Here is a 24075-nt window from a genome sequence, read left to right as displayed (position 1 = left end):
GACAAGACAATAATTAAAATAAATTATCAAAAATGAATTTCATTAAATTACTTTAAAGCAAGATATTTTTATAAAAATTTCTTAAAAATTACCAGCAACCACATTCCACAACGGGTCATCGATGCAAAAAAACCATCCATGCGCTTAAGGAATGGCAGCAAAGGAAGCAAGAGCTATTGGCACATACATTACAGACGCAGGAGGAGGAAATCAATATTTCATTGATGATTCAGATATATCAAAACTCAAAGCTAATGAAAAATATTTAAATTTCCGACGCCATAAATGAATATAAATAAAAATACTGGAGATATCGAAATAAATGAGAATTTTCACGTAAACAAAAACACATCAACAAAAGAAATAAAAAAACATAAATTTTCTTGAATATTTTGGAAAAATAAATGACTTTGAAACATATAGCATGCGAAATATTCAATTTCTCAATGTGGAAACAAGAGTAAATTTAAGACTTAAAAATGGAATTCTTTGCATTATTGAAATATTCTGGACAGATGGAGTCACAAACAGACTTGGCTATAACTCCAGTCACTCGGACATGATCAATGAAAAAAATATCTTAGTAAGTTAGTTTCAAAATCACTAGGTCAATCAGCGGAAATATCGAAAAAGTACGAGGATTTTTTTTCTTTCTCGTGGGGATACATACTAATCAAGGCAGATCAAAAATCATCACTTTGCTCGACAATGATAATATATGGCAAAAACACAAATATATAATAAAGAAAATAAATATTAACTAGCAGAGTACTCCAACAAACATTTCCTATCCCGATAGAGATATGAAAAAACATATATCCAAAATGGAAAACCTGGAAGAAAAAATTTCCGGAAAAAATCTTGAAAAATTGCTCGTGGCTTTGGTTGAATTCAGAAAAGAGCAAAGGAATATTTCAGATTTTGAAATATATATTCAAGACAACAACGAAGATATTAAAATAACCTTCGTACCAAATTTTGCACCCGGTGAAAAAATACTAGGTGGAAAAACATCAATGGGAAGATCCGTCACTTATACCATTTCAAAAAAGACGAGAAAAATCATCAGTTCAAACTATCATAGATAAAATGAGACTATCAATCAAATAGAGTTCACTCTAATTAATGATGAAAAAATTGCGTCTGGAAGAAAAATATCTTAAAAATTTGCGAAGAAAAATTATCGCAAAAAAAACTGCACCACTTACAAGCAACGAACTTGATTTTTTTGCCAGCTTGCTCGAACGCGAATTTTATAGCCCGGAACTACATCAGGTCATCTGGGATATAGCATGGCAAAGTCCTGCAAACGCAGCCATGTTAAAAATTGCACAAAATATCATCGCCATCAATGTATCTGCCGACGACGACGATGTTTTCAATAGCCATATTGAAGCTATATTTAGTTACTACCTACAAAACTCACCAAGCTATGAACAAGAGAAAATTCTTGATCGCTTCGAAAAAAGCAAATCCCTGAGACTGCGCATGATTGTGGCCGAATTCCACATGTGGAAAAATCATGTTTTGAAAGGTTTGCACATGATGGCAAAAATACTTGATGAGGAAAATATAGATCATGCTATCGCTGATTCTATTTGCATGTGGATCGCGCAAAAGAGAACTCCGGAACTACAGAACTCTTTTCTTCATGATGCGGCCCAAGAACGGGAACAAGGAAATATTTCCTATGCGAAAACTCTAGAGTGGATATGCGAAAATCTCATCCGATAGCGGTCAAGGCATATTGTCCGGCTGGAGATTATCGTATTACCACTCCGTACCAGGTCATCCGGCAAGGTTTCAAAAAATGAAAACATTATCCTTTGATAAAAAAAGTGGTTATTTCCTATTGGATGGCATCATGATGGCGCCACTTAACGAATCTGAATTTATTCAAATTGCAAAAGAAAATAACATTGAGATAGAAGACAATAAAACAAACACTTATGTGCACAGTTTATCAACCTGCGGAAGATTGAATGAATTTGAGTTTGGCATAAATTTTATTTTTAAAAATTATTGCATGAAGAGTGTTTGGCTATCGTGGGATGGGGGAAATACAAAAAAATATGGATATAACACGACAGAGTACCAATTAATAGCCGACAAAAACCGACTAGCCAAATTACTTGCTGAAGTCTTGGGAAAAGGTCCTGATGAGATAAGGAAAACATTCTCCGCATTTAATTTTTCATGGGGCAAAATTTCAGCTTCAGCATCTCTTCAATCAGCGATGGCATCAATTGGAATATCGTGGAATATGCACTATTTTCATACGCAATAAATCAAAGGACAAAAATGAAAATTCTTATTTATCCACATAAGAAATTTTTATCAAGTATGAATTTTGAAATTGGAAATGGAACTGATATCCACATTAAGCTGTCCAAGGATTGGAATAGCAAACTAATCACGCCAAAAATAATCAATCTACTGATCAATGAAAATTCAGAGGAAAAGAGTTGGAAATATGTTTTTTGCATTTTTCTAAATCCGAGTTTCTTCTCCGCTTATTTTTATGCCCAATCAGAAAACTATAGGGTAAGCCTGATTGATGAAAATAAGAAACTAATAAAATTTCACAAAATTTAAATTATTTACAATGAATATAATTCATTATGTTATATTTGAAGATGGATATTTTTCCGCAAACGAATCAATCATTCTATTTAAAGGAATGAAAAGAAAAGATCTACACTCGATGGATCATGACTGGGAAGCATGGATAAAGCATGAAGACGGGGCAATCGCCTACAAAACAAATTTCAAACTAAAAAAAATGAAAATAATAGTTATTTGTTTTTTTGAGAAAGATGATGGCCTCATAAAATTCTGGGATTTTGGTCCGGAAAATTGCATGGACGGATTTCAGTCTAAACCCGAAGGAAAATATACAAGAAGATTGAGACGATGGTTTCTAGATGAGTTTGCTATCACGCTGCCGCAATCAGGACCTTGGGGGAAAATAGATGCATGTCATGACCCGCACAATCACACCACATCGGTTTTTTGTGCCTATCAATAAAACCACTATTAAATTCGGCTAACTTTCAGCTAACTATGTGCATGAATATTTCAGATACAGCACAAGAGATGTCAATTTTAAAAATTCCATCAAATGCTTTCTCGATTGGCGATCCGGCTCAGGATGAGAGTCTGTGCATCAGAGAAAAAAAAGGATGTTGGGAAGTTTTTTACTATGAACGAGGAATAAAGACAGAGCTTCGCGTTTTCAAAGAAGAACATGAAGCCTGTGAAAATTTTTTATTAATAATAAAATCCTGGTTTATGTAATTTGAAAGTAATATTTTTTTGTATTTATCCTATCTTCCCAAGAGAACCATGAAATCCAGAAAATCACATGTTAAACACAATCAATATAGGAATACTTTGCCTTAATTTTGACGAAGCAAAAGAATTTTACATTGACAATCTCGGATTCTTTATTACGATGGATACCATCATTCAGTGTGATTCAGGCACCAGTCGCCGCCTGACAATGGCGCACGAGTCCAACAAAAAATTCTCAATAGAATTCATGCCTCCTTCAAACATTGAGCAAGCACATCGCGTAGGTAGCAAAGGTGGTACGCTCAATCTATTCACTTTACCAACGAAAAATATTGACACGCTCAAGGAGCGACTGGACAAAACTGCTTTTTTCATCAGTTACGTAGAGACTCCCTACGCAAGTTTTCTGAACGTCGAAGATCCGATGGGGAACAATATTTGCCTCTACGAACCGTGCTGAATCATTGCAATAATTCATACGAGATACCTCATCCAAAATTTCACATAACAGAATGAAAAAATTTGAAATCCCAGGCTGTATTTTTGATTTCATTGATGGAGTACTGATCGTCAATGGAGAGATTGCATTATCGAAAAAAATTCCAGCAACCGATTTTATAAATAGTATTATCAATATATTCCATACCATACCTACAACAACAGCGGTTGGAATGTATATTTTTGATATCAATGGATGGGTAGACGAATACGTTGTCGAGTTAATTATTGTAAAAGAAAATTTCCCCGAAATAGATTACATAATAATAATACATTACTTTGAAAATAATTCTGTAGGCAACGGTGTAAGTGAATCATCGCTAGTCAAACAATTTCAAAGGAAGTCTGGGATTGCCGGAAAAATGAAAGGACTATCAGAAATAGTCTTTCAATTTTCGTGGGGAGGCGTTATCGCACAGCATGACATAAAAATATCTTCCTCATGCATAATCTTGCAGTACAAAACAGCCAGGAAATCACCCATCAGATTGAAAATGAATGATCATTGTGTATCGTATATCAATATAGATAAATCTGTAGAAGTGCAGCAACGAATAGTAGCATCCATAAAAAATAGTGATACCTTTTTTCCAAAAGCAAGTGAGATACGATGGCTGAATTTATTGAAGAAGCTACCTCGAAAATTAAAAATCTGTCTCATCAATGAAATTTCTTTTGAAAATACATTGATAGCATTGCATTCTTCAGGCTGGCCAGATGAGGGGAGCGTTGTAGCACTGCTCAGTAACAGGTTCAGAACTAAGGAATTCGACAAGGATTTACATTTCAGAGCGCTGAATGACGCGCATTACTGCAAAGAAGAAATTTCATATGTTGAAGATAACGTTACGCACTTGATGATCAATTAGGCAATTCAGGAACAGCCCAGGATTTGACTTGCCCATCGCCCTGCACGATACTTGCCGCTGTCGCCAAAGCTCCCCACCCTGAGCAATCAACCATCAGCGCCTGTCACCACCGCCTACACTCACAGCATGCCGTCTCCGAACTCTCCCACCGCCCCCTACATCGGCCGCTTCGCCCCCTCTCCCTCCGGTCCCCTGCACATGGGCTCGCTCGTTGCCGCCATGGCCAGTTATCTCGATGCGAAAGTGCATCGCGGCACGTGGCTGCTGCGTATCGAGGACCTGGACTATGACCGCAATGTCGAGGGCGCCGATCTCGGCATCCTGGCCAGCCTGCAGCGCTGCGGCATGCACTGGGATGGCGAGGCGACGTGGCAGAGCCGGAGGCTGCCGCTGTACCAGGCGGCGCTCAAGCAATTGCAGGACGATGGCCTCGTGTATGCGTGCGGCTGTTCGCGCAAGGAGATCCAGGATTCGAACTTGCAGGCAGGCGCGCCGAAGAATGGGGCCGCCGTGTATCCGGGCACCTGCCGCCACGGCTTGGCGCCGGGCAAGGCGGCGCGGGCCTTGCGGCTGCGGGTGCCGCAGGGGGCCGATGCGGTGTACGCTTTTGCCGACCGCTGGGCGGGTCCGCAGCGGCAGGATCTGGCCAGCGAAGTGGGCGACTTCATCGTGCTGCGCGGCGACGGTTACTGGGCGTATCAGCTGGCCGTCGTGGTCGACGATGGCGCGCAGGGGATCACGCAAGTGGTGCGCGGCGCGGACTTGCTCGATTCCACGCCGCGCCAGCTGTATCTGCAGGATGTGCTGGGCTTGCCGCATCCCGGCTTCCTGCACGTGCCTGTCGTCATGAACGACAGCGGCGAAAAGCTGTCCAAGCAGACGGGCGCCATCGCCTTCGATACAGGAACACAAACCACCGAACTGCTGGCGTCGGCGTTGTTGCCGGCGGCCCGCTTCCTCGGCCTCGACGTGCGCGCCGAGAACGTCGAAGACTTCTGGCGGCAAGCGATTCCCGCCTGGGCGCAGCGCTTGTCGCAACTTCCGATACACGCATAAAAAAACCCGCCGCGGCGAACCGTTGGCGGGTTGGAATGCAAGCGCCAGCCGCTAGGGCCGGCCCTGGAACCGAACACTTAAGAAAACCGTAGCGAGCGGCAGTGAGTTGCGGCTGAGAAGCGCAGCTGTGCTTGGCACGGGGCCGCCGAGGCAGTGAGCATCGGAGGCCGCAAATCACGACGCGCAGTAGGTTTGCTTATGTGTTCTTAGAAGTTGCCTTTGAACTGCACACCAAACTGACGTGGCTCATTGATGAAGCCCGTGCGGTTGTTGAAGTCGATGGCGCCCGTGATACGCTGGGTGTCGGTGATGTTGCGGCCAAAAACGGCCATTTCATACTTGCCAGCATCCCAGGTGTAGCCCACGCGCAAGCCACCTTCGACCATCGGCTTGCCGGTGAACTCGGTGGACTCGTACAGGAAGAAGTTGATCTTGCTGCGGTAAGCCCAGTCCGTGAAGACGAAGAATTCGCCGTTTTCCATCGGGATCGAATAGCGGCCTGTGGCGGTGACCGTCCACTTCGGCGCTTGCGGCAGCGCATTGCCATTGATGATGGCGAAGCCAGCGGCGTTTTTCGGATCGGTCACGGTGCAGCTGCGGCATGTGGCTACCGACAGGGATGGATCCTTGATTTCCGTGAAGTTGTAGCTGCCGCCCAACGACATCTTCAGGCTAGGCGTGACAAAACCTTCCAGTTCCAGTTCCGCGCCGCGGCCATTCGTCTTGGCTGCATTGATCAAACGCGTCACGTTCGAGGTGCCGCCAACGACCGTCAATTGCTGGTTTTTCACCTGGTAGTTGTACAGGCTGAAGGCGACGCGGGCGCGGCGCTCGAACAGGTCGGCCTTGATGCCCGCTTCGAACGAGGTGATCGTTTCCGCATCGGCCACGGTCACGGACACATCCTTGCTGGCTGGCGCGATACTTGGCGCGCGGAAACCGGTGGCGATACGGCCGTAGAAGTTCACGTCCTTGTTGTACTTGTAGGTACCGCTCAGATCCCAGTTGACCTTGGCTTTGCTGACATCGGCGCTGGTCGGGTTGATTTGCGGGACGTTGTTCGCTACTACCGTGTTGAAATCCTTCTTGTCCTTGGTGTAGCGCAAGCCGGCACGCAGCATGAAGTCATCGTTGACGGCATAGTTGACCGAACCAAAGGTGGCCCAGGCCGTGTTTTTCTGGCGGCTGGCCAGGTGCGAAACGAGCGCATGGTCGCTACCGCCGAAGTTATCCGTATAACCGTTGGCATCTTCATTGAAGTAGTACACGCCAGCCTGCCAATTCAGCGGACCGGCATTTTTCGATTCAGCGCGGAATTCTTGCGAGTACTGTTTCACGCTGCTGATGCCGCCAGCAGTTTCCACCGGGAATGGAATCGCTGGCACCATGCCTGGTGCGCCACCGTCGATGTCGCCATGCGACACATACTTGCCCACGCGTTCGAAACCGGTGATCGAGTACAGCTTGACGCCGTCGAGTTCCCAGCTCAGGCGAGCGCTGGCGCCATTGGTGCGCAGCTCCTGGAAGTTCAAGGCATCGGTGTAGGATTTGGTCGGATTGAAACCGTCGACCAGGTCATTCGTGCCAAGCTTGATGGCGTTGGCGAAGAACACGCGCGCGCTGCCCGTGGTGCTGCGCTGATGCACATTGAACAGGGCGTTGAACGTGCCGTTCGGCGCATACATCAACTGCACGCGTTCGGCGTGTTCGTTGTAGCCGTCCAGCGCGTTTTTCTTGCCCGTAAACGTGTTGTCGACGTAGTCGTCGCGGTGCTGGCGCAAGGTCGAGACACGCATGGCCCATTCTTTGCTCAGCGGTACGTTGACGGCGCCATCGAAATTGGTCGTGTTGTGCGTGGCGGCGGAGACGTTGTAATAGCCTTCAACCTTGTCCAGGTTCGGCTTGACGGATTCAAACTTGACCACGCCAGCAGGCGTGTTGCGGCCGAACAAGGTGCCTTGCGGGCCGCGCAGCACTTCCACGCCAGCCACGTCGAAAATCGGATAGCCCTTGAGGATCGGATTTTCTTGCACGACATCGTCGTAAATCAGGGAAACAGGTTGCGATGCAAAGATATTGAAATCGGTATTGCCATAGCCGCGGATGTAGAAGCGGGGGAAGGTGCGGCCGTTCGACGACTCCACGTTCAGGCTCGGCACTTTGCCGGCCAGCACGCGAATGTCTTGTCCGCCGGATACCAGCACGTCGAGCTTTTCGTCGCGCAGCAGCGACACGGAGACGGGCACGTCGCGGATATTTTCCTTGCGGCGCTGCGCCGTCACGGTCACGGTTTCCAGCTGGCTGGCGGCAGGGGTCGTATCAGCAGCGACTTCATCAGCATAAGCCGAGCCGATAGGCAAGGCAGCGGACAGTGCCAGCATAGCAGCGCTTTTGGCGCACAAACGCTTGTGCATCTTGGACATCTTGATCATGTTGTTTCCCAGAAGTTTAAAAAAGAATTGCGAAACCTGTCTCCGGGTTATGTACGGCGCTGGATGATCGTCTGCACCATCTCGGTGCAGCAGCGCGAGCGGATGTCTCTCCGCTCCTGGCGTCACTGGCTCTGCCCTGGCTGTCGTCCAAGCTGACAGCGGTCTGGCCGCATCTCTGGGATGTCTGATGAACACCAACTTTCAAGTAAGGCGCCAATTTAATTCAAGCGCCTTATGCGCTGCAAGAATATTGTTATGTAAAATATTCATTCATCAACATAAAGGGCCGACTAGTGGTTATTCAGCCACAATAGCGCCCCGGTCTTGCTATTTCCTTGCTATTTCCTCCGATCACCTGCCGTAGGGCGCGATTTTTTCGCCAGACTCGGGAAAGCGGAATGGGCATCCTGCAAGACAGCCCAGAGGGCAAAAATAGTTGTAATATCGCCAGAATTAAGTTGCCAGGCCGCCCCATTCCAGTGCGGCGAGGCCCCCTGCACCATCGTCGATAGCCTCCATGCCAGAACCCAGCCAGCCCAGCAACGCCGTCCCGTCCTCCACCGTCGCCGCCCAGGCGGCGCATCTGTTGCTGAGCGCCCATTGCGACATCGTCTGGAGCACGAAAACCTTCGGCCAGTTCGATGCCGACCAGCCATCATGGCGCGCCTTCACGGGCCAGACGGAGGCCGAACTGCTGGGCCGCGGCTGGGTCAATGCCCTGCATCCGGACGACCGCAACTTGCCTTACGTCATGCCATCGCACCTGACCAGCGTGTTCGAAGCGGAATACCGGCTGCGCCACGTCAGCGGCGCCTACCGCAACATGCTCGTGCGCATGCTGCCCGTGCTGGCGCCCGACGGCAGCATCGTTGAATGGCTGGGCTCGCATTGCGACGTGACGCAGCAACGGCAGACGGAACAGCGGCTGCGCCTGGCCATGCAGGGCGGCCGCATGGGCACGTGGGAAATCGACCTGGGCAGCGGCAGCATGGCCGGCTCCGATGCCTTCAAGGCCAATCTGGGACTGCCGCCTGACAGCCACATCGATTACGCGCGGTTGACGGGCGCCATGCTCGACGGCGACCTGCAGCACTGGCAGACGGTGGTGCACGCGGCCATCGCCAGCGCCAGCGATTTCGAAGTCGATATCCGCGTGCGCTGGCCCGATGGGTCGCTGCACTGGGCGCACATGCGCGGCACCTGCGCCAGCGACGGCGCCGGCAACGTGATCGGCCTGTCCGGCATCTCGCTCGACCTGACGACCAGCAAGCAGAACGAGGAAACCCTGCGCCTGACCCTGGCGGCCGGCGAAGTGGCCACCTGGAACTGGGATATCGTGGCCGACCGGGTCACGGCCGACAGCAATATGGCGCGCTTGTTCCCCGTCAATGCCGATGCGGCCACGGCGGCGCCGCTGGCGCGCTACCTGGAGATCATCCATCCCGATGACCGCGAGCAAGTCAGCGCGCAGATTGCCCAGGCGCTGCAGGCGCACACGCCGTTCGAGGCCAGCTACCGCGTCGGTGCCGGCGATGGCCAGTACCGCTCGGTCATCGCGCGGGGCCGCGCGGAATACGCGCCCGACGGCACACCCTTGCAATTGCCCGGCGTCCTGCTCGACATCACGCGCCAGAAACAGGTGGAAGATGCGCTGCGCCGCAGCGAGGAACGCTACCGCACCCTGATCGAGCTGATGGACCAGGCCTTTTGCGTCATCGAAATGCTGTACGACGAGCAAGGCCGCCCCATCGATTTCCGCTACCTGGAAGGCAATCCCGCCTTCGTCAAGCAGTCAGGCCTCGACAATGCCATCGGCAAGACCATCCGCAGCTTCGTGCCCGACCACGACCAGCACTGGTTCGATATGTACGACCAGGTCGTCAAGACCGGCGAGCCCGTGCGCTACGAAAACGAAGCCGTGGCCATGGAGCGCTGGTTCGAAGTCTTCGCCGCGCGCCTGGGCGGCCCCGGCAGCCGCCTGCTGACGGTATTGTTCAGCGACATCAGCGAGCGCAAGCGCTCCGAGCAGCAATTGCGCCAGCTGGCCGACAACCTGTCAGAAATGGACCGGCGCAAGACGGAATTCCTCGCCACCCTGGCGCACGAACTGCGCAACCCGCTGGCGCCCATCCGCAACGGCTTGCAGATCATGCGCCTGGCCGCCGACAAGCCCGCCACCGTGGCACGGGTGCGCGACGTGATGGAACGGCAAGTCAATCAGATGGTGCACCTGGTCAATGATTTGCTGGACGTGGCCCGCATCACGCGGGGCCAGATCGAACTCAAGCTTGAACGCGCGGACCTGAAAACCATCATTGCCAGCGCCGTGGAAACGAGCATGCCGCTGATCGAGTCCAGCCGCCATCAATTGCAGGTGCAACTCGATGAGCAAGCGCTGCCGCTCGAAGCCGATCCCACGCGCCTGGCGCAAGTGCTGGGCAATTTGCTCAACAATGCCGCCAAGTACACGCCGGCCGGCGGGCGGATCAGCTTGCGCGCATTACGCGATGGCAACGAGGCATTGATCGAAGTCAAGGACAGCGGCGTGGGCATCCCCGCCGAGTCGATCAGCACCGTGTTTGACATGTTTACGCAGGTGGGGCAAAACATGGGCAGGGCGCAAGGCGGCCTGGGCATTGGCCTGTCACTGGTGCGGCGCCTGGCCGAGTTGCATGGTGGCAGCGCCACGGCGGCCAGTCCCGGCACCGGCCTGGGCAGCACCTTCAGCGTGCGCCTGCCGCTGCTGGAGGAGGAAGTGACAGCGTCCGCCGCACCGGCCGCACCGGCCAGCGCCAACGGCGGCCCGCATTTCCGCGTGCTGGTGGTCGACGACAATATCGATGCGGCCGACACCCTCGCCGCCGTGCTCGACATGATGGGCCACGCCACGCAAGTGGCCCACGACGGCGCGCAAGCCCTGGCCGTGGCGCCGCAATTCTTGCCGAACGTCATCTTCCTCGACATCGGCTTGCCCGGCATGAACGGCTACGAAGTGGCGCGCGCGCTGCGCCGGATACCGGCCGGCGCCAACGTCGTGCTCGTTGCCTTGACGGGTTGGGGCGCCGAAAACGACCGCAGCCAGTCGAGCGCGGCCGGCTTCGACCACCATCTGACCAAACCGGCCAACCTGCTCGCCATCGGCGAACTGCTGGCTACCCTTTCCACCCCAAAAACACTGACAGACCATGACTGAATCCCTGAACCACGTCCGCCGCAACCTCGTGCTGGCCGGCAGCGCCGCCCTGCTGTGCCCGACACCGCTGCTGTTTGCCGCACCCACCACCAGCATCGCCGCCGCCCAGACGCAACTGGCCGCGCTGGAACAAGCCGCAGGCGGACGCCTCGGCATTGCCGCCTGGCGCCAGGGCAGCGAGCTGCGCGTTGCCTATCGCGCCGACGAACGCTTCCCCCTGGCCAGCACCTTCAAGGCCATGCTGGCTGCCGCCGTGCTGGCACGCAGCGTCAGCCAACCGGGCTTGCTGGATCAGCACGTGCGTTACGAGAAAAAGGAATTGGTCACCTATTCGCCCATCACGGAAAAGCATCTGGCCGACGGCATGAACGTGGCCGACCTATGCGCCGCCACCTTGCAGTACAGCGACAATAGCGCGGCCAATTTCTTGATGACATTATTAGGCGGGCCGCAAGCCGTGACGGCGTTTGCGCGCAGCATCGGCAATACGTCATTCCAGCTGGAACGCTGGGAAACGGAATTGAATAGCGCCATCCCGGGCGAAGTGCGCGACACGGCCAGCCCCGCGTCGATGGCGCACAGCTTGCAGCAATTGTTACTGGGAAATAGCTTGCCGGCATCGCAGCGCCAGCAACTCGATGCCTGGATGCGCGGCAACACGACGGGCGACAAGCGTATCCGCGCCGGCGTGCCTGCCGGCTGGCAGGTGGCGGATAAAACGGGCTCGGGCGCGTATGGCAGCGTCAACGACATCGGCGTGGCCTACCCTGCCAGCGGCGCGCCGCTGGTGATCGCCGTGTACTACACGCGCGAACAGAAAAAAGCCGACACCAACCAGGACATCATCACGGCCGCCACGCGCATCGTGACGGCTGCATTGGTGTAATTATTTCGGCAGTGCGGCCATGAAGCCGGCGTATGTCGACCAAGCGGGGTCAGCCGCGCTGCGGATTTCAATCGGGAATTTGGGACGCGGCGCCAGCGCCGTGTTGAGGCGATTGAAAAATTCTTCGCCCGACTGCGTGTAATAAATCCATTCGCGCAAGTTCTCACCGGTGGACACCAGCGCCAGCGTGGCGAAGCCATCCGCTTCCACCACGGGTTCCAGCGCCGCTTCCAGCTCTTCCATGTGCTCGCGCTCGTTCGGCGCGGGCATGCCCGTCTCGTCCTCATAACGCCAGGCGATGATGATGCGGTCCGGCTGCGACGACAGGTCCCAGTCGTCATGGAAAGTGTCGACATAGCGGTAGATGATGGCCATCTCGTCGCTATGCGTGACGATGGTGCCCCAGCTGCGGGCGGAAGTGGAATTTTCGTTCATGGTTGCAACAGTCAAAAAGTAAAATCGGGCAAAGGGCGAGCAGTCTACAGCACTGGCGGGCAAGTCACATTCCACGCGTCATATTGGGCGCCGCTCTTGCGTAGCCAGACGCGGGCGTAGCTGTCGCGGTCGCTCTTGAACACCAGCGCATAGCGCTCTTCGGCACGCGGTGCGGCCGTGCCCACGTCGACGGCCGCCAGCGAAAATTTCAGCGCCCGCAAGGGGGCGCAGGCAGTATTGCCCGCCATCAATAAACGCGCCCGCTCCAGCAACGGCTTCTGGTACAACAACACGCCTTCCAGTTCCACATCGGGAATGCGCTGCAGCATGCGCACGGGTTCGGCCACCGCGCGGCAGGTGCCACGGTCGAGCCAGGCGTAATACTCCATGCCCGCCTCTTGCCAGCGCGCCTGCTTGCCCTCGCCGTGCAGCACGAACTTGGTGCGCTGCGTCCGGCACAGCGCACCATGGCCGCGATACGGCGACGTTTCCACGCTGCCCACCACTTCGCTGCCGCGGCCGCCCACCACGGGCACGCTCTCGAACACGGTGCGCGCAGCCGGCTCGCCCGGATATTGCTGTGCATAAAATTCCAGCAAGGACGCGCGCTGCTGCGCATCCACCACCGCCTCGGCGGCACTGGCAGACAGGCACACGGCCGACACGACACACAGCGCCAAGGGGCGCACGAAATAAGCTGGCATGGCATTCCTTCAATCGGAGTCAAGGGCGGATATCGCCCAAGCGCAGATTATATAGTTACTAGGAAATGGCAGGCAGACGCGGCGTCAGGAGGTGCGGAAGTTGACGCCGCCAGCGAGCAACTTGGCGCCACAGGTGGTGGTATCGCCTTCAAAGGCGATAGCGATACCGTTGATGGTGTGCCGCGACGAGCCGCTGGCGATCTTGCAGCCTTGATGCCCCTTGATGGGGCAGCTGCACAAGTCCCCGACGCAGGCGACGGCAATGCCATTGACCGTAAAATGCGTGGCGGCACAACTGAGCACCTTGCCGCCATGCGACGTGGCGTCGCCCAAACGGATGACTTTACGCATGCTGCCTCCCGTTCTACTTGCCCACCGAGCTTTCCAGGATGGCTTCCACCGATGGCGCCGCATAATTGCCCGGATCAACGGACGGGGTGACGCGGCTGCGGAAGATATCGCCATTGGCATCCTGCTGCTGGCGTTTGGCGTCCGATGGCGGCGTGATGAAGATGATGCTGGCCTCATTGCCGTCGCGCAAATTAATCGCGGCAGTGGCGCCGCCATCGCGATAGCTGCCCATCACGCCAATGGCCATCTGCATGAACCAGGTGGCCGCACCGGTATTGCCCAGCCGATGATCGGTATTGATGAACTGTGCGCTCTTGCTGCTGTCGATTTCCGGCCCGCCTTGTGAGGCATAGTCATGCAACATGCCTTCGAGCATCAGCAACTGTTCCGGCTGATTTCCCGTGCCGGCCACGATGCGCGCCGGCCCCTTGCCGCGCTCGGCTACCGGCAAGGTCTGCAACGCCTGTTGCCAGCCCGCATTGAACATCTTCTGGCGCTGGTCACGCCGCGTGACGGGCTTGCCCTCCTCATCCGCAAATTTGACGAATACGGGCCGGTGCACGAAACCGAACGAAGGCAAGCGGTCGAAGGTTTCCATCTGGTCCCGGTTCCAGGGAATGGGAAACCACGGCGTCGGCTTCCAGTCACGCGGAGGGCGATTTTCCCAGGGATTGAGTTTATCGAACGTATGCAAGCCCACGCCGCGGATATCGGGCCGCTGGGCGAAGGCGGCGGCGGCGGTGAGCCATTCGGCGACGGTGGGTTGACGTTCGCTGAAGGCTTCAGGTCGCTGCTGTTTCGCGCGCGAGGGAAGTGATTGCATCAGTTCGTTGTACATGGCGCGGAGTTGTTCCCTAACGAATTTATTCGCAGGGTCATCCCAAACAAATGGGCGCAACGGTTCTATTCGTTCGCGGCGTGCCAGGATGAATACCGCCGTGGCATCAGGCATATCTGGGATGAAATATCCATTTAGCAATTTCCTTGCCGTGCCTGGCTTCCGGTTGCCGTCTCGCGTGCCAACACTATCCTCGGAGTGTAAGGCGACGTAAGGTACGTCAGGATGCTTATCGAAAAAATCAAACACATCAATCAGCAATTGGTCGGGATGTTCATCCAGCTTCCATGAAGCCACGGAAAATAGATGCAAGGGCATGCCCCCCGTACCAGCGCCAGCCACAAGTCCCGCCATCGGCTCTATCAAGCTCGGTTGTGCAGTCGGGTCAAGAATGGGCGTTCCAGCATAAAACGAAGGCAGGTTCCAATACATCGGAGTGAAATTGATGCCATTTTCCAGCGCATCGTAGGCCCTGCTGCCGCCTTCCCCATCCTTATCATCACCCGTCCACGGATATTTCCTGGGGTCTTGTTCGCGTATGCTGGTGTAAGGACTGCCTTTTTGTAAGACATCCCACAGCTTTCCTTGCCGATACTTATCCAGGGTAACGCCAAGTCCAATCACCTCCAGCACGTACTCTTGCCGTGGCCCCACAGGCACCTTTGGCTGTTTCGCCTGCAACTGTAACGCTATTTCACGCGCCTGACTCTTCGATAAGGCATTGAGCCACAACAAACCAAAAAATATAATTACAACAACTATCGACATTCCCAACCAACGAAGCGTCATCATGGCCATCACCTTTTGGTCTGCAATCCCGGAGAAACGATAATCAATCAAAGCAAGTTGCTACCGACGAGGCTTCGACAATTCATTTATTTTGCTTTTTCGCTCACTACTCACTACCTTTATATTTTTGGTTTGTGACACTACAATTTTCCACAACGGCCCTGATAGCAAGGGCAATCCTACAGGCAAGATTCCTGTGTTGTAATAGTCAATGCTGCCATTGATTGCAGTACTTCTCCATCCGGGTTCTACGGATAAATATGGCGCGAACTCCAATATGAACTTTTCTTTTATCCGTATTCCCTTACGCCCTTTATCGCCGTTCTTCAGGTCCTTCACCCGCCAATCTGCCACCGCACATAGATACGCATAGAATAGTGGATCGGATGACGCCTTGCCGCTGCCAATCGCCACGTCATACGCGGTCACCTGGCTATGATTTTTCGCGCTACCGAAAATCGAACTGTGGAAAGATCTGGCACTGACTTCCCGCTGCCAGCGCAAGCGCGCCTCGTTCGGGCTTTCCTGAATTTTCGCCACGACATTGCTGTCAGGGTAGCGTTGCGCCGAGACAATTTCGCGTTGATCGAGCTTGTCTTTCACGTCCAGTCCTTTTTCCTTGTTGTAGCTTGCCGTCATCAATGCCAACTCTCGTAGACTCAGGTGTTCCACCCGTTCGGGAAACTTTTGATAACCGCCCGGATCAGGGCGATACTCGCTGCGTAGCTGCATGCCGCTCCCGCTGGTCGGTGCCACCGACGCATCGCAAGGATCGACTTCCTCTGCGGGTCCCTGATCTGCCACGGTACGGTTTCTCATCATGGACGTTGCTGGAATATTGGCGGGATCAATTTGCGAGGTGCCACGCAAGTCGGCCGGTACCGGTTGTTTCAACGCTTCGCCAGTGATGGTACGTACGCCATTACGCTGTTCCACTTTGCTCAACTTGGTATTGACAGGCCAGGCCACCGCTTGATGTTGTGCGCGGTGTTTTCGCAGAGAAACCTCCACATGCGACTGCTCGGTTTCCGTCGGCAGGCGCAACGGGAAGTCAAATGGGGGCGGCTTGCCTACCAACGACACCGTAGTCTTTCCCGTGGCCGGATCCAGCCGGGTCTTGTTGCTGAATACCCGCTGATAAAATCTGCCACCCAGTTCCGCCAGCGCGCCGCGAACCTGCTTGTGTTCCACCATCTTGGTATGTCCGGAGGAAATACTGTACCCATCCAGACTGGATGTCTCCTCTTCTTCCACCAATTCACTTCCCAATGCATGATCGGGCACGCCATCCCATCCTATTCCCTGGATGTTATCGAGCGCCACCGTCATGTCTTCAGGGCAAAAATACAGATAAACCTTGCGGCGGTTGTCGCGGTCTTCGGCGCCCTGCCAACGGCTGCCAACCATGCCGCGATGCTCATCCTTTTTCAAGTCGGCAAACGGCGGCTGGCAAGCCTGGCCGTTGCCTTTCGCCACACCGGCCACGATATTCACCAAGGTCTTCAGGCGCGCACCCAGCGTCTGCGCGCCACTGAGCAAATGGTAATAGGGCTTCATCGCTGCATCTTCGCCGCCGTCGAACCAGGCGGCTCCTCGCATCAACAGAGGCAGGCTGTCCACCAGGCTGTATGGCGGATGCGTGAGTATCAAATTGTCGGCCGGTGCCAGCCCTTTTTCCATCAACATGGCCTGCGCCAGCAACGACAACAGACAGCCCTGACTGTGCGCAACGATGCTGACGGTGTCCTGGGCTTCATAATCGCGGATCATGGAAATGAGCGCGGCCAGCCGCTGCGCCGCCAGTACCATATACATGCGCCCGGGCGCCGTCTTCAGCGGACGCAAGGCATCGCCCATGGGGTCCGCAGGCGCATACATGCCCGGACGCCACATGTCGGGCAAGCTGCTGGTGGCGTTGCCAAACGGCCCGCCTTCCTTGGATAAATCCTTGTCCAAGCGATTACCGTAGCGATCGACAAACTGACCATTGATGGTGCTACTCTTACCTTCCACTTCACGGTAGCCCCAGTAAAACGGAATCACGGGGCTATCGGTATCCTTGGCTATCGTGCGCTTGAAGAAGACGGCATCTGGGTCATCTTCCAGCTTGTCCTTGTCCGCCGCCACGGGCATGCGGTAAGAAGCTGGCGTAAAGCCGCGCCCCAGCCTTTGCGTCAAGCCTTCGCACAAGCCATGTTCCACCGCCTTGTAGCTGACACCCACATCATTAACGCCATGGATGACGATGATATTGCCCGGCAGATTGCGGCGTACCTTCACCTTTTTGCACACGCTGCGTTCGCAATGCAGGATCGCAACATCCTCGCCCACGACGTACGGTACTTTCGGATAGCTGCCCATCGCACTCTCCTGGCGTCATCAATCCTTGTTATTGAATACTTCGATGGCGGCCAGGTGCATCGCGGCGCGCTCGAGCACGTCCGTCTTGCCGCTCCCATCACTGCGTCCATCGGCCGCTGAACCATCGCCCAGTTTCACGGCAAAGTGCGCTTGCGGCGCCAGCTGTGGTGTTGGCGACACGCCATCAACGAGACTGTCATCGCCTTCGTACTGAAAGATGAATTGCTGGTCGGCCTTGCCCTCGGCAAAGCTTGGCAATTGCACCTCCATGCTTTGCGGGTCGTTGAATACAAAGTTGGGCGCATTGAAGTTCAGCGGCGACTTGCTGCCAAAGGTGATGCCATCGGCGATGCGGATGAAAGCGCCATGTTTGGAAATCAACACGATTTCATCGGCCATGCCCGTCAGCTTGCCGTCGCTGGCCGTGAGCTTCAGGTTTTTTGCCGCGTTGAGGTCCATGTCGTCATGCTGGCTTTGCAGCAGGAACTTGCCATGGTGGGCGATGGCACGGATGCCATCCGCATGGGCAAACAGCGAAATGCCCTTGCCCGCGTTCACGCTGTAGCGCTGGCCTGCCACGGCTTGCAAGTGCTGCTGCGCGACCGTATCGATATTGCTGACGGCATAACTGACGATGGCTTTCGAACTGGCAAAGCTGATGCCGGCGGGCGCCGTCACGGCAATCGCCGCCGCACCGCCCAGTTCGGCACGGGGCTGCGTATTGCTGCCGCCCTCCCAGCCTTTCAAGCTTTGTTGCAATTCCTGCTGCGCCTGGTCTTCCTGCTCCAGCGCCTGATGCGTCGCCGCATAGCTGCCCAGCGAGCGAAACAAGTCCAGACAGTTTTCCATCAGACCCAGATATTCGCTGCGCGCCATATGGCCGCCATCGCCATTCAGGCGCTTCCAGGCCGAAATCAGCATGCCCTTACCCGCCCGCATGGCCAACTGCTCGTCGGTGCGCAATTCAGCGCCCTCGCCGCGCGCATCGCCCTGGCCGTTGCGCCGGTCCTGCGTCAGCCAGCCCAGGTTGAGCTGTGTGGAACCGTGATCGCTGGCAAGCTGGGCATTGATTTGCCCATGGACATCGTCAAAACGCAGCTGGTTGCCACGCGTGCCCTTGATTTCGCGGCTCTTCATGCCGGACAAATAACGGTTGCCGGGCAAGTCGCCTGCCTTGCTCAGGGCGACCGGCTGCGCGTTGTCGTTATACAACTGGCCCACGATAATGGGCCGGTCCGGGTCACCTCCAAGAAAGGCCAGCAAGACTTCGCTGCCCACGCGGGGCAAGCCCAGATAGCCGCATTGCTGCATGCTGCCGTGACCGTTTCCCGCCCAGCTCGACGCAACCCGCACCCAGGCCGAATCGGCATCCGTGTCGGAGGCGCCCGTGCCGCCTGCATGCTCGTGGTCCAGCTTGCGCGTGGCGGGAAAGCGGACCTTGACCCTACCCATCGCGTCGCAATGGACTTCCTCATTCGCCGGCCCCACCACCACGGCGCTTTGCATGGTGACTGGCGGCAGGTCGATGCGCGTGTCATAGGCTGGAACGATGGGCACGCCGCGCCGCACGGCAGTCAGTGCAATATGCATGCGCAAGGGGCCGTCGTCCACTGTCGCCGCCAGCTCGCGCTGCGGCAGCGATGCGTCATCGGCCAGCCAGCGGTTACGCGCAAACAGGCGGGCCACCCTGGCGGCAAGCTCCCTGGGTAAATTATTCTGCGCCGCCACCTGCAGCGATGTGACGACAAAGTCGCGCTCGGCCGCTGGCAGGGCGCCGATGTCCGGGTGCTCGGCCAAACCGAAGTACTCGCCCGGGCACAGGTCGCGCACGCTGCCTTCGGCGTGAAAGCAATGGCTCTCGTAATCATGCTGCTGCATGGCCAGCATGCCCAGCTGGCACAAGGCCTCATGATCGTTGCCCGCGCGCGGCGGCAGCACGCGGTAATCATCAAGCGTGGCGGCAATCGCATTGCCATGCATGCCCTGCTGCCCCCGTCCCAAGGCATCGGCGGTCATGAACGGCCGCGCGCGCGGGTGTTCTTCATTCCAGCTATGGCGCGTCACCTTGCCCGCCTGCAGCTTGCGCACTTCGCTCCACGACGTCAGGGTATCCCGCTGTTCCGTCGCGCGGTCCGCGTGATAACGCACGGTATCAGCCATGTTTTTCCGCAAGCCATCGGCATGGTTGAATAGCACCAGGGTATGCGCCGGCTCGGCATGTGCATCCGTATTGCCCTCGGCACGAAAAAACCAGGCGACGCCGCTACGCTTGAGCAGGCGCCGTACGAAGGCTGCATCGGACTCATTGTGCTGCATGACAAATTCACGCTGCGGATACGTTTGCGCCTCGAAAAAATCGGCAAACGCATACTGGAAAGCATGCGCCAGCACGGTATTGCTGCGTATCCATTCATCGAGCAAGGTCTTGACGATCTCGATATCGGATAAACGCCGGAAGATACGCGTATTGCAGCGCTTTTCCATGATGGCGAAAGCGTCCGTCAGCACCAGCTGGTAGCTGACCAGCGCGCCATCGCTGTCGCCGGCACTTGCTTGCGTGACCAGGCCGCAGATACTGCGCAGCTGGCCCTGGTCGGTGACAATATCGATAGCGGCAGGCAAGGCAATCAAACTACTGAGCGGCAAGTCGGCATGCGTCGAGACACACAAGATGCGGTATTCGATGCCGCCACAGATGGCCTCGCTGCCGGCGATACGCTGCGGTATCAGCACGCCGGCAGGCACCTTGGGCGAAACACCCAGGCGCAGGCGCAGCGGTCGCTCGGCACCCGATATCGACTCGTCACCGTCCATGGCGTTCTCCTCATTCGCACTTGCATCGAATCAAGCTGGAGAACCGACAATGCCATGGGATGGCAGGGAAATACTTGATATTTAGTAAGAACCCGCCAAGGTTCCCACTACTTGCATCAACCTTTGCCGCCTGGCCAGCAGGGCGGAGGCTTGAGCAGCACAATGGGTGCATTGTCCAAGCTGCAAGTTCCTCACGCCATCAGCGCTGGTAATTCTTGAAGAAATTCCAGCTGATCACGGTGGCGTCCGGGCCCAGCTCATCGCTGAATGGCCAGCCCGGAGGGCCACCGCTCCACGCGTGGTTCATGCCCTCGACGGTGTACTTTTGCGCGATGACGGCGCCGTTGTGCAGATACGTGTCGATGGAGTAACTGCGGCCATACGGCACCGTCTGGCGCACGATGCTGTCGGCACGGTAACGCACGCTGTCATTGTCGAGGCCATCGTCGCCATAGTCGCTGGTCTGCAGGAATTGCTCGATGGTTTGCTCGCCGTTGACGGGATTGACGACGATGTCGGAAGTGCCGTGAAACACCATCGTCGGCATCAGCCGGCGCGGCGAACCGGAGCAGCGCCAGGCATCCTTGCCCCGTACTTTCGGGTCGAACGAGCTGCCGTTGAACAGCGAATCGGCGGCCGTGAGCATGCCGATGGCGCCCTTGTACATGCCGCCCGAATGCACCATCACGGCGGCGAACACGTCGGAATAACAGGCGGCCATGATGGAGGCCATGGCGCCGCCGGCCGAGATGCCCGTCACGTACACGCGGCTGTCCTGCACCGCATACTTGCTCTTGACCCTGTTCAAGATGCCCATCAGCACGGCCGGCTCGCCCGTGCCCCGTTCCTGGTTCAGCGGCAACATGAAATTCCAGCAGCGCATGGGGTTGGCCGTGGCGTTCTGGCGCGGATAGACGACGATGAAGTTTTCGCTGTCGGCCAGCTGGTTGTAGCGGCTGACGGCCGCCATGCTGTTGGGCTCGGAACCGCAGCCGTGCAGCATCAGCACGACGGGCAGCGGTGTATTCGGATTGTAATTGCTCGGTAGCCAGACCTGGTATTCGCGCGTGCCCCACAGGCTCGCGTACAGGCCGAAGTCCCATTGGCCGGCGGCGGCCGGCAGCGCGGCCAGCAAGCCGCAGGCGGCGATCAGTGCAGATAACAAGTGACGCAGTTGCTGATTCAGATGTGCCATGCCAGTCTCCTGATTATTATTAACGACGAAAACAGCGACAACGAACCGGCTTGACGCCCGTCAAGCCGGCACTTCTACAACCCCTTAAAATTTGTAGCCTGCCTTGGCGATGATCTGGCGCGGCGGGCCATAGAAACCGTCGAGGATGAACACGGCCGGAATGTTGTAGCCATCCGTGCGATAGCGCTTATTACCCAGATTGCTGCCATGCAGGCTGAAGGTCCAGTTCTTCGGCGCTTCCCACACGACGCCTGCCGTCCAGATGCTGTAGCCGCCCTGCGCCAGCGTTTCGCTCAAGTCCGTGGTCGGGTAAACCTTGCTGCGGTAGCCATAGCCGACCATGCTGCGCAAGGCGCCGCCGAACACGTCGCGGTCCGTGCGCGTCAGGTTCAAGCCCACTTGCCGGGCTGGCGTATTGCTGAACTTTTGCGTATCCGCAATGTTCTTGCCGCCGCTCATGAACTCGTCATAATGGGCATTGAGCAGCGCGAGGAAGCCGTTGACTTCCCACTGGCGGTTCGGCCGCCACGAAAATTCGAACTCGGCGCCTTTCACGGTCGCCTTGCCCGCGTTCGTGAAGTCGCCATAGAAGCCCGGCACGCCGCCCGGCTGCACATAGCTGGTGAATACCGACAACTGGATATCCTTGTAGCGGTTGTAGAACAGGGCCACGTTGGCGTCAAACGTGTCGTCTGGCGCCGCGTACTTCATGCCCACTTCCAGCGCGTCGAGTTTTTCATCCTTGTATGGCCGAGCCGAGTCCGGCACCACCAGGTTGTTGGCACGTACGTTGTAGCCGCCCGACTTGAAGCCGCGCGACAGGTTGCTGTAGAAATTCGTCGTCTTCGACGCTTCGTAGCGCACGGACAATTTCGGCGAGGTATTGCTGACCGACAAGGACTTGTCGAAGTCGGCCGCCGTCTGGATGGGCCGCGTAAAGCCCACGTCGGCAAAGGCGCGGTTCAGCACGATGGCGCGTTTCTCCTCGCGCGTATGGCGCAAGCCCGCATTAATGCTCCACACCTTGCCCAGCGGCCAGGTCCAGTCCGTGTACAGCGCCGTGCTGTCCGTTTCCACCGTGCTGACGGCGGCCGTGAACTGGCGCCCCAGGAAGTTGTTGTAGATGCCGCCGCCCGCCGTGCCTTCGAAGCGGTACAGGCCGATCACGCCGGCGCCATAGTCGCCGCTGTATGACGCCTGCAATTCCAGGCTCTTCTGCTCGTCGCGCGAGTCGCCGAACACGTCGGCGATGGGCTGCGGCAAGCCGTCGAAGTCAATGGTTTGCTCGGACGTGCTGCGCCGCTTGGCGCCGATCACTTTGACAGACCAGTCATTCGACAAGGTGTAATTGGCCACCAGCGAGCCGCCCCGGTTGTGCGTGAAATTGTTGCCCGGCATGCCGCTCTGGATATCATACGCATCCTTGCTGGCCGGCCGCTTGAGCGGATCGAAGGCGCTCACGCCCATGCGCTGGAAACCGCGCACGCCCGACTTGTCGTCCGTGGCGTCCAGGCTCAGCACGACGGTCAAAGGGATATCCTGCGGAAAGTAACCGACGGACAGGCGCGCGGCCGTGCTGTCCTGGTCGCTGACCTGTTCGCCATTAAACGTGTTGCGGCCGAAACCGTCGCGGTCCAGCTTGGCGGCGGCCAGGCGCGCGCGCCAGGTGCCGCTTTCGTTGGCCAGGTTGAAGGCGGCCTTGAAGTTGCGCTGGTTATAGTTACCGATGCCCACTTCCGCCGACGCGCCGTTTTCCTTCGCCAGCGGACGCGAAATGTATTTGATGGCGCCGCCGATGGTGTTCTTGCCGTACAGGGTGCCTTGCGGACCGCGCAGCACTTCGATGCGCTGCACGTCGAACACGTCGAGCAGCGCGCCTTGCGGCCTGGCCATGTAGACGTCGTCAAAATAAATGCCCACACCCGGGTCCACGCCCCAGACAGGGTCGGCCTGGCCCACGCCGCGAATGAAGGCCGTCAATGTCGTATTCGTGCCGCGCGAGGCGTACACGGTCAGGTTCGGCACGCGCTCCTGCAAGTCGGCCAGGTTCTGGATATTCGCCCGTTCCAGGGCCTTGGCGGAAAACGCCGTGACGGCCAGCGGCACGTCCTGCAAGCGCTCTTCGCGGCGGCGGGCAGAGACCGTTACGGTTTCCATGCGTTCTTTCGCATCGCTGGCTTCCTGGGCGCTGACAGCATTGGCAGCAGCGGGGCTGGTTTCCTGCGCCTGGGCCTGGGTGGCAAACGCGCCGGCAACGGCGAGGGCGGCGGGCATCAATTTCAAAGCAAGTTTCATAGCGTCTCCAATGTCAGGCTTGCTTACCGCCAGGGAAGACGGCCGGATTCCAGAATCGCAAGACG

Annotated in this window: 20 protein-coding genes; 11 read left to right on the top strand and 9 right to left on the bottom strand. The window is 55.9% G+C overall.

The genetic code is table 11. The features are described 5' to 3' along the window. Positions 1-151 precede the first annotated feature (151 nt). The 9 genes from SJI03_RS12935 (at position 152) to gluQRS (ending at position 5717) form a co-directional block, all read left to right on the top strand. Positions 152-289, top strand: coding sequence for a hypothetical protein (locus SJI03_RS12935; protein WP_158301291.1), 138 nt, complete (start codon positions 152-154; stop codon positions 287-289). Positions 290-803: 514 nt separating this feature from the next. Then, positions 804-1088 carry a hypothetical protein gene (locus tag SJI03_RS12930; protein ID WP_158301293.1) on the top strand — a complete coding sequence of 95 codons (285 nt, stop codon included), beginning with the start codon at positions 804-806 and terminating at the stop codon, positions 1086-1088. Positions 1089-1125: 37 nt separating this feature from the next. Beyond that, positions 1126-1734: a hypothetical protein gene (locus SJI03_RS12925; protein ID WP_099379502.1), complete on the top strand. Its 609-nt coding sequence runs from the start codon at positions 1126-1128 to the stop codon at positions 1732-1734. A gap of 76 nt (positions 1735-1810) precedes the next feature. Continuing rightward, complete coding sequence (locus SJI03_RS12920) at positions 1811-2287, top strand: hypothetical protein (protein ID WP_322427444.1); 477 nt, start codon at positions 1811-1813, stop codon at positions 2285-2287. A gap of 417 nt (positions 2288-2704) precedes the next feature. Further along, positions 2705-3028: a hypothetical protein gene (locus SJI03_RS12915; RefSeq protein WP_322427443.1), complete on the top strand. Its 324-nt coding sequence runs from the start codon at positions 2705-2707 to the stop codon at positions 3026-3028. Between the two features lie 41 nt (positions 3029-3069). Next, positions 3070-3297, top strand: a complete 228-nt coding sequence (locus SJI03_RS12910; protein ID WP_199534459.1) for a hypothetical protein — start codon at positions 3070-3072, stop codon at positions 3295-3297. A 67-nt stretch (positions 3298-3364) separates the two neighbouring features. Beyond that, entirely contained in the window at positions 3365-3754 is a 390-nt protein-coding gene (locus SJI03_RS12905; RefSeq protein WP_099379504.1) for a VOC family protein, read from the top strand. 52 nt (positions 3755-3806) lie between these two features. After that, positions 3807-4661 (top strand): hypothetical protein, encoded by an 855-nt coding sequence (locus SJI03_RS12900; RefSeq protein ID WP_322427442.1) that lies wholly within the window; start codon positions 3807-3809, stop codon positions 4659-4661. A gap of 126 nt (positions 4662-4787) precedes the next feature. After that, entirely contained in the window at positions 4788-5717 is a 930-nt protein-coding gene (gluQRS, locus tag SJI03_RS12895) for a tRNA glutamyl-Q(34) synthetase GluQRS (protein ID WP_322427441.1), read from the top strand. A 206-nt stretch (positions 5718-5923) separates the two neighbouring features. Here gluQRS and SJI03_RS12890 read toward each other — a convergent pair whose 3' ends face one another. After that, on the bottom strand, positions 5924-8149 hold the full coding sequence (locus SJI03_RS12890; protein WP_322427440.1) for a TonB-dependent receptor: 2226 nt from the start codon (positions 8147-8149) through the stop codon (positions 5924-5926). 517 nt (positions 8150-8666) lie between these two features. Between SJI03_RS12890 and SJI03_RS12885 the strand changes: the two genes are divergently transcribed. Continuing rightward, positions 8667-11342: a PAS domain-containing protein gene (locus tag SJI03_RS12885; RefSeq protein WP_322427439.1), complete on the top strand. Its 2676-nt coding sequence runs from the start codon at positions 8667-8669 to the stop codon at positions 11340-11342. Then, entirely contained in the window at positions 11335-12228 is an 894-nt protein-coding gene (gene bla / locus SJI03_RS12880) for a class A beta-lactamase (RefSeq protein WP_322427438.1), read from the top strand. The genes SJI03_RS12885 and bla overlap by 8 nt, the downstream gene beginning before the upstream one ends. On the opposite strand, the gene SJI03_RS12875 is transcribed toward bla, so the two are convergent. From SJI03_RS12875 to SJI03_RS12840, 8 genes are all read right to left on the bottom strand, one after another. Next, on the bottom strand, positions 12229-12663 hold the full coding sequence (locus SJI03_RS12875) for a DUF695 domain-containing protein (RefSeq protein ID WP_099379509.1): 435 nt from the start codon (positions 12661-12663) through the stop codon (positions 12229-12231). It lies immediately after the preceding gene. Positions 12664-12707: 44 nt separating this feature from the next. After that, complete coding sequence (locus SJI03_RS12870; protein WP_322427437.1) at positions 12708-13367, bottom strand: hypothetical protein; 660 nt, start codon at positions 13365-13367, stop codon at positions 12708-12710. Between the two features lie 84 nt (positions 13368-13451). After that, on the bottom strand, positions 13452-13718 hold the full coding sequence (locus SJI03_RS12865) for a PAAR domain-containing protein (RefSeq protein ID WP_099379511.1): 267 nt from the start codon (positions 13716-13718) through the stop codon (positions 13452-13454). A 13-nt stretch (positions 13719-13731) separates the two neighbouring features. Next, complete coding sequence (locus SJI03_RS12860) at positions 13732-15396, bottom strand: type VI lipase adapter Tla3 domain-containing protein (protein WP_322427436.1); 1665 nt, start codon at positions 15394-15396, stop codon at positions 13732-13734. 9 nt (positions 15397-15405) lie between these two features. After that, positions 15406-17706: an effector protein Tle3 domain-containing protein gene (locus SJI03_RS12855; RefSeq protein ID WP_322427435.1), complete on the bottom strand. Its 2301-nt coding sequence runs from the start codon at positions 17704-17706 to the stop codon at positions 15406-15408. An 18-nt stretch (positions 17707-17724) separates the two neighbouring features. After that, positions 17725-20520 (bottom strand): type VI secretion system Vgr family protein, encoded by a 2796-nt coding sequence (locus tag SJI03_RS12850; protein ID WP_322427434.1) that lies wholly within the window; start codon positions 20518-20520, stop codon positions 17725-17727. A gap of 199 nt (positions 20521-20719) precedes the next feature. Next, a complete protein-coding gene (locus SJI03_RS12845; protein ID WP_322427433.1) occupies positions 20720-21715 on the bottom strand; it encodes a PHB depolymerase family esterase in 996 nt (331 codons plus the stop codon). An 84-nt stretch (positions 21716-21799) separates the two neighbouring features. Continuing rightward, on the bottom strand, positions 21800-24010 hold the full coding sequence (locus SJI03_RS12840) for a TonB-dependent receptor (protein WP_199534460.1): 2211 nt from the start codon (positions 24008-24010) through the stop codon (positions 21800-21802). Positions 24011-24075 lie beyond the last annotated feature (65 nt).

The organism is Janthinobacterium sp. GMG1, from assembly GCF_034427795.1.
In the GTDB taxonomy this organism is placed as follows: Bacteria; Pseudomonadota; Gammaproteobacteria; order Burkholderiales; family Burkholderiaceae_D; genus Janthinobacterium.
This window is presented reverse-complemented; position numbering and strand designations above follow the sequence as displayed.

Coding starts and splice junctions, on each gene's coding strand:
- SJI03_RS12935 (WP_158301291.1), top strand. CDS start 152: ATGGCAGCAAAGGAAGCAAGAGCTATTGGCACATACATTACAGACGCA.
- SJI03_RS12930 (WP_158301293.1), top strand. CDS start 804: ATGAAAAAACATATATCCAAAATGGAAAACCTGGAAGAAAAAATTTCC.
- SJI03_RS12925 (WP_099379502.1), top strand. CDS start 1,126: ATGATGAAAAAATTGCGTCTGGAAGAAAAATATCTTAAAAATTTGCGA.
- SJI03_RS12920 (WP_322427444.1), top strand. CDS start 1,811: ATGAAAACATTATCCTTTGATAAAAAAAGTGGTTATTTCCTATTGGAT.
- SJI03_RS12915 (WP_322427443.1), top strand. CDS start 2,705: ATGGATCATGACTGGGAAGCATGGATAAAGCATGAAGACGGGGCAATC.
- SJI03_RS12910 (WP_199534459.1), top strand. CDS start 3,070: ATGAATATTTCAGATACAGCACAAGAGATGTCAATTTTAAAAATTCCA.
- SJI03_RS12905 (WP_099379504.1), top strand. CDS start 3,365: ATGTTAAACACAATCAATATAGGAATACTTTGCCTTAATTTTGACGAA.
- SJI03_RS12900 (WP_322427442.1), top strand. CDS start 3,807: ATGAAAAAATTTGAAATCCCAGGCTGTATTTTTGATTTCATTGATGGA.
- gluQRS (WP_322427441.1), top strand. CDS start 4,788: ATGCCGTCTCCGAACTCTCCCACCGCCCCCTACATCGGCCGCTTCGCC.
- SJI03_RS12890 (WP_322427440.1), bottom strand. CDS start 8,149: ATGATCAAGATGTCCAAGATGCACAAGCGTTTGTGCGCCAAAAGCGCT.
- SJI03_RS12885 (WP_322427439.1), top strand. CDS start 8,667: ATGCCAGAACCCAGCCAGCCCAGCAACGCCGTCCCGTCCTCCACCGTC.
- bla (WP_322427438.1), top strand. CDS start 11,335: ATGACTGAATCCCTGAACCACGTCCGCCGCAACCTCGTGCTGGCCGGC.
- SJI03_RS12875 (WP_099379509.1), bottom strand. CDS start 12,663: ATGAACGAAAATTCCACTTCCGCCCGCAGCTGGGGCACCATCGTCACG.
- SJI03_RS12870 (WP_322427437.1), bottom strand. CDS start 13,367: ATGCCAGCTTATTTCGTGCGCCCCTTGGCGCTGTGTGTCGTGTCGGCC.
- SJI03_RS12865 (WP_099379511.1), bottom strand. CDS start 13,718: ATGCGTAAAGTCATCCGTTTGGGCGACGCCACGTCGCATGGCGGCAAG.
- SJI03_RS12855 (WP_322427435.1), bottom strand. CDS start 17,706: ATGGGCAGCTATCCGAAAGTACCGTACGTCGTGGGCGAGGATGTTGCG.
- SJI03_RS12850 (WP_322427434.1), bottom strand. CDS start 20,520: ATGGACGGTGACGAGTCGATATCGGGTGCCGAGCGACCGCTGCGCCTG.
- SJI03_RS12845 (WP_322427433.1), bottom strand. CDS start 21,715: ATGGCACATCTGAATCAGCAACTGCGTCACTTGTTATCTGCACTGATC.
- SJI03_RS12840 (WP_199534460.1), bottom strand. CDS start 24,010: ATGAAACTTGCTTTGAAATTGATGCCCGCCGCCCTCGCCGTTGCCGGC.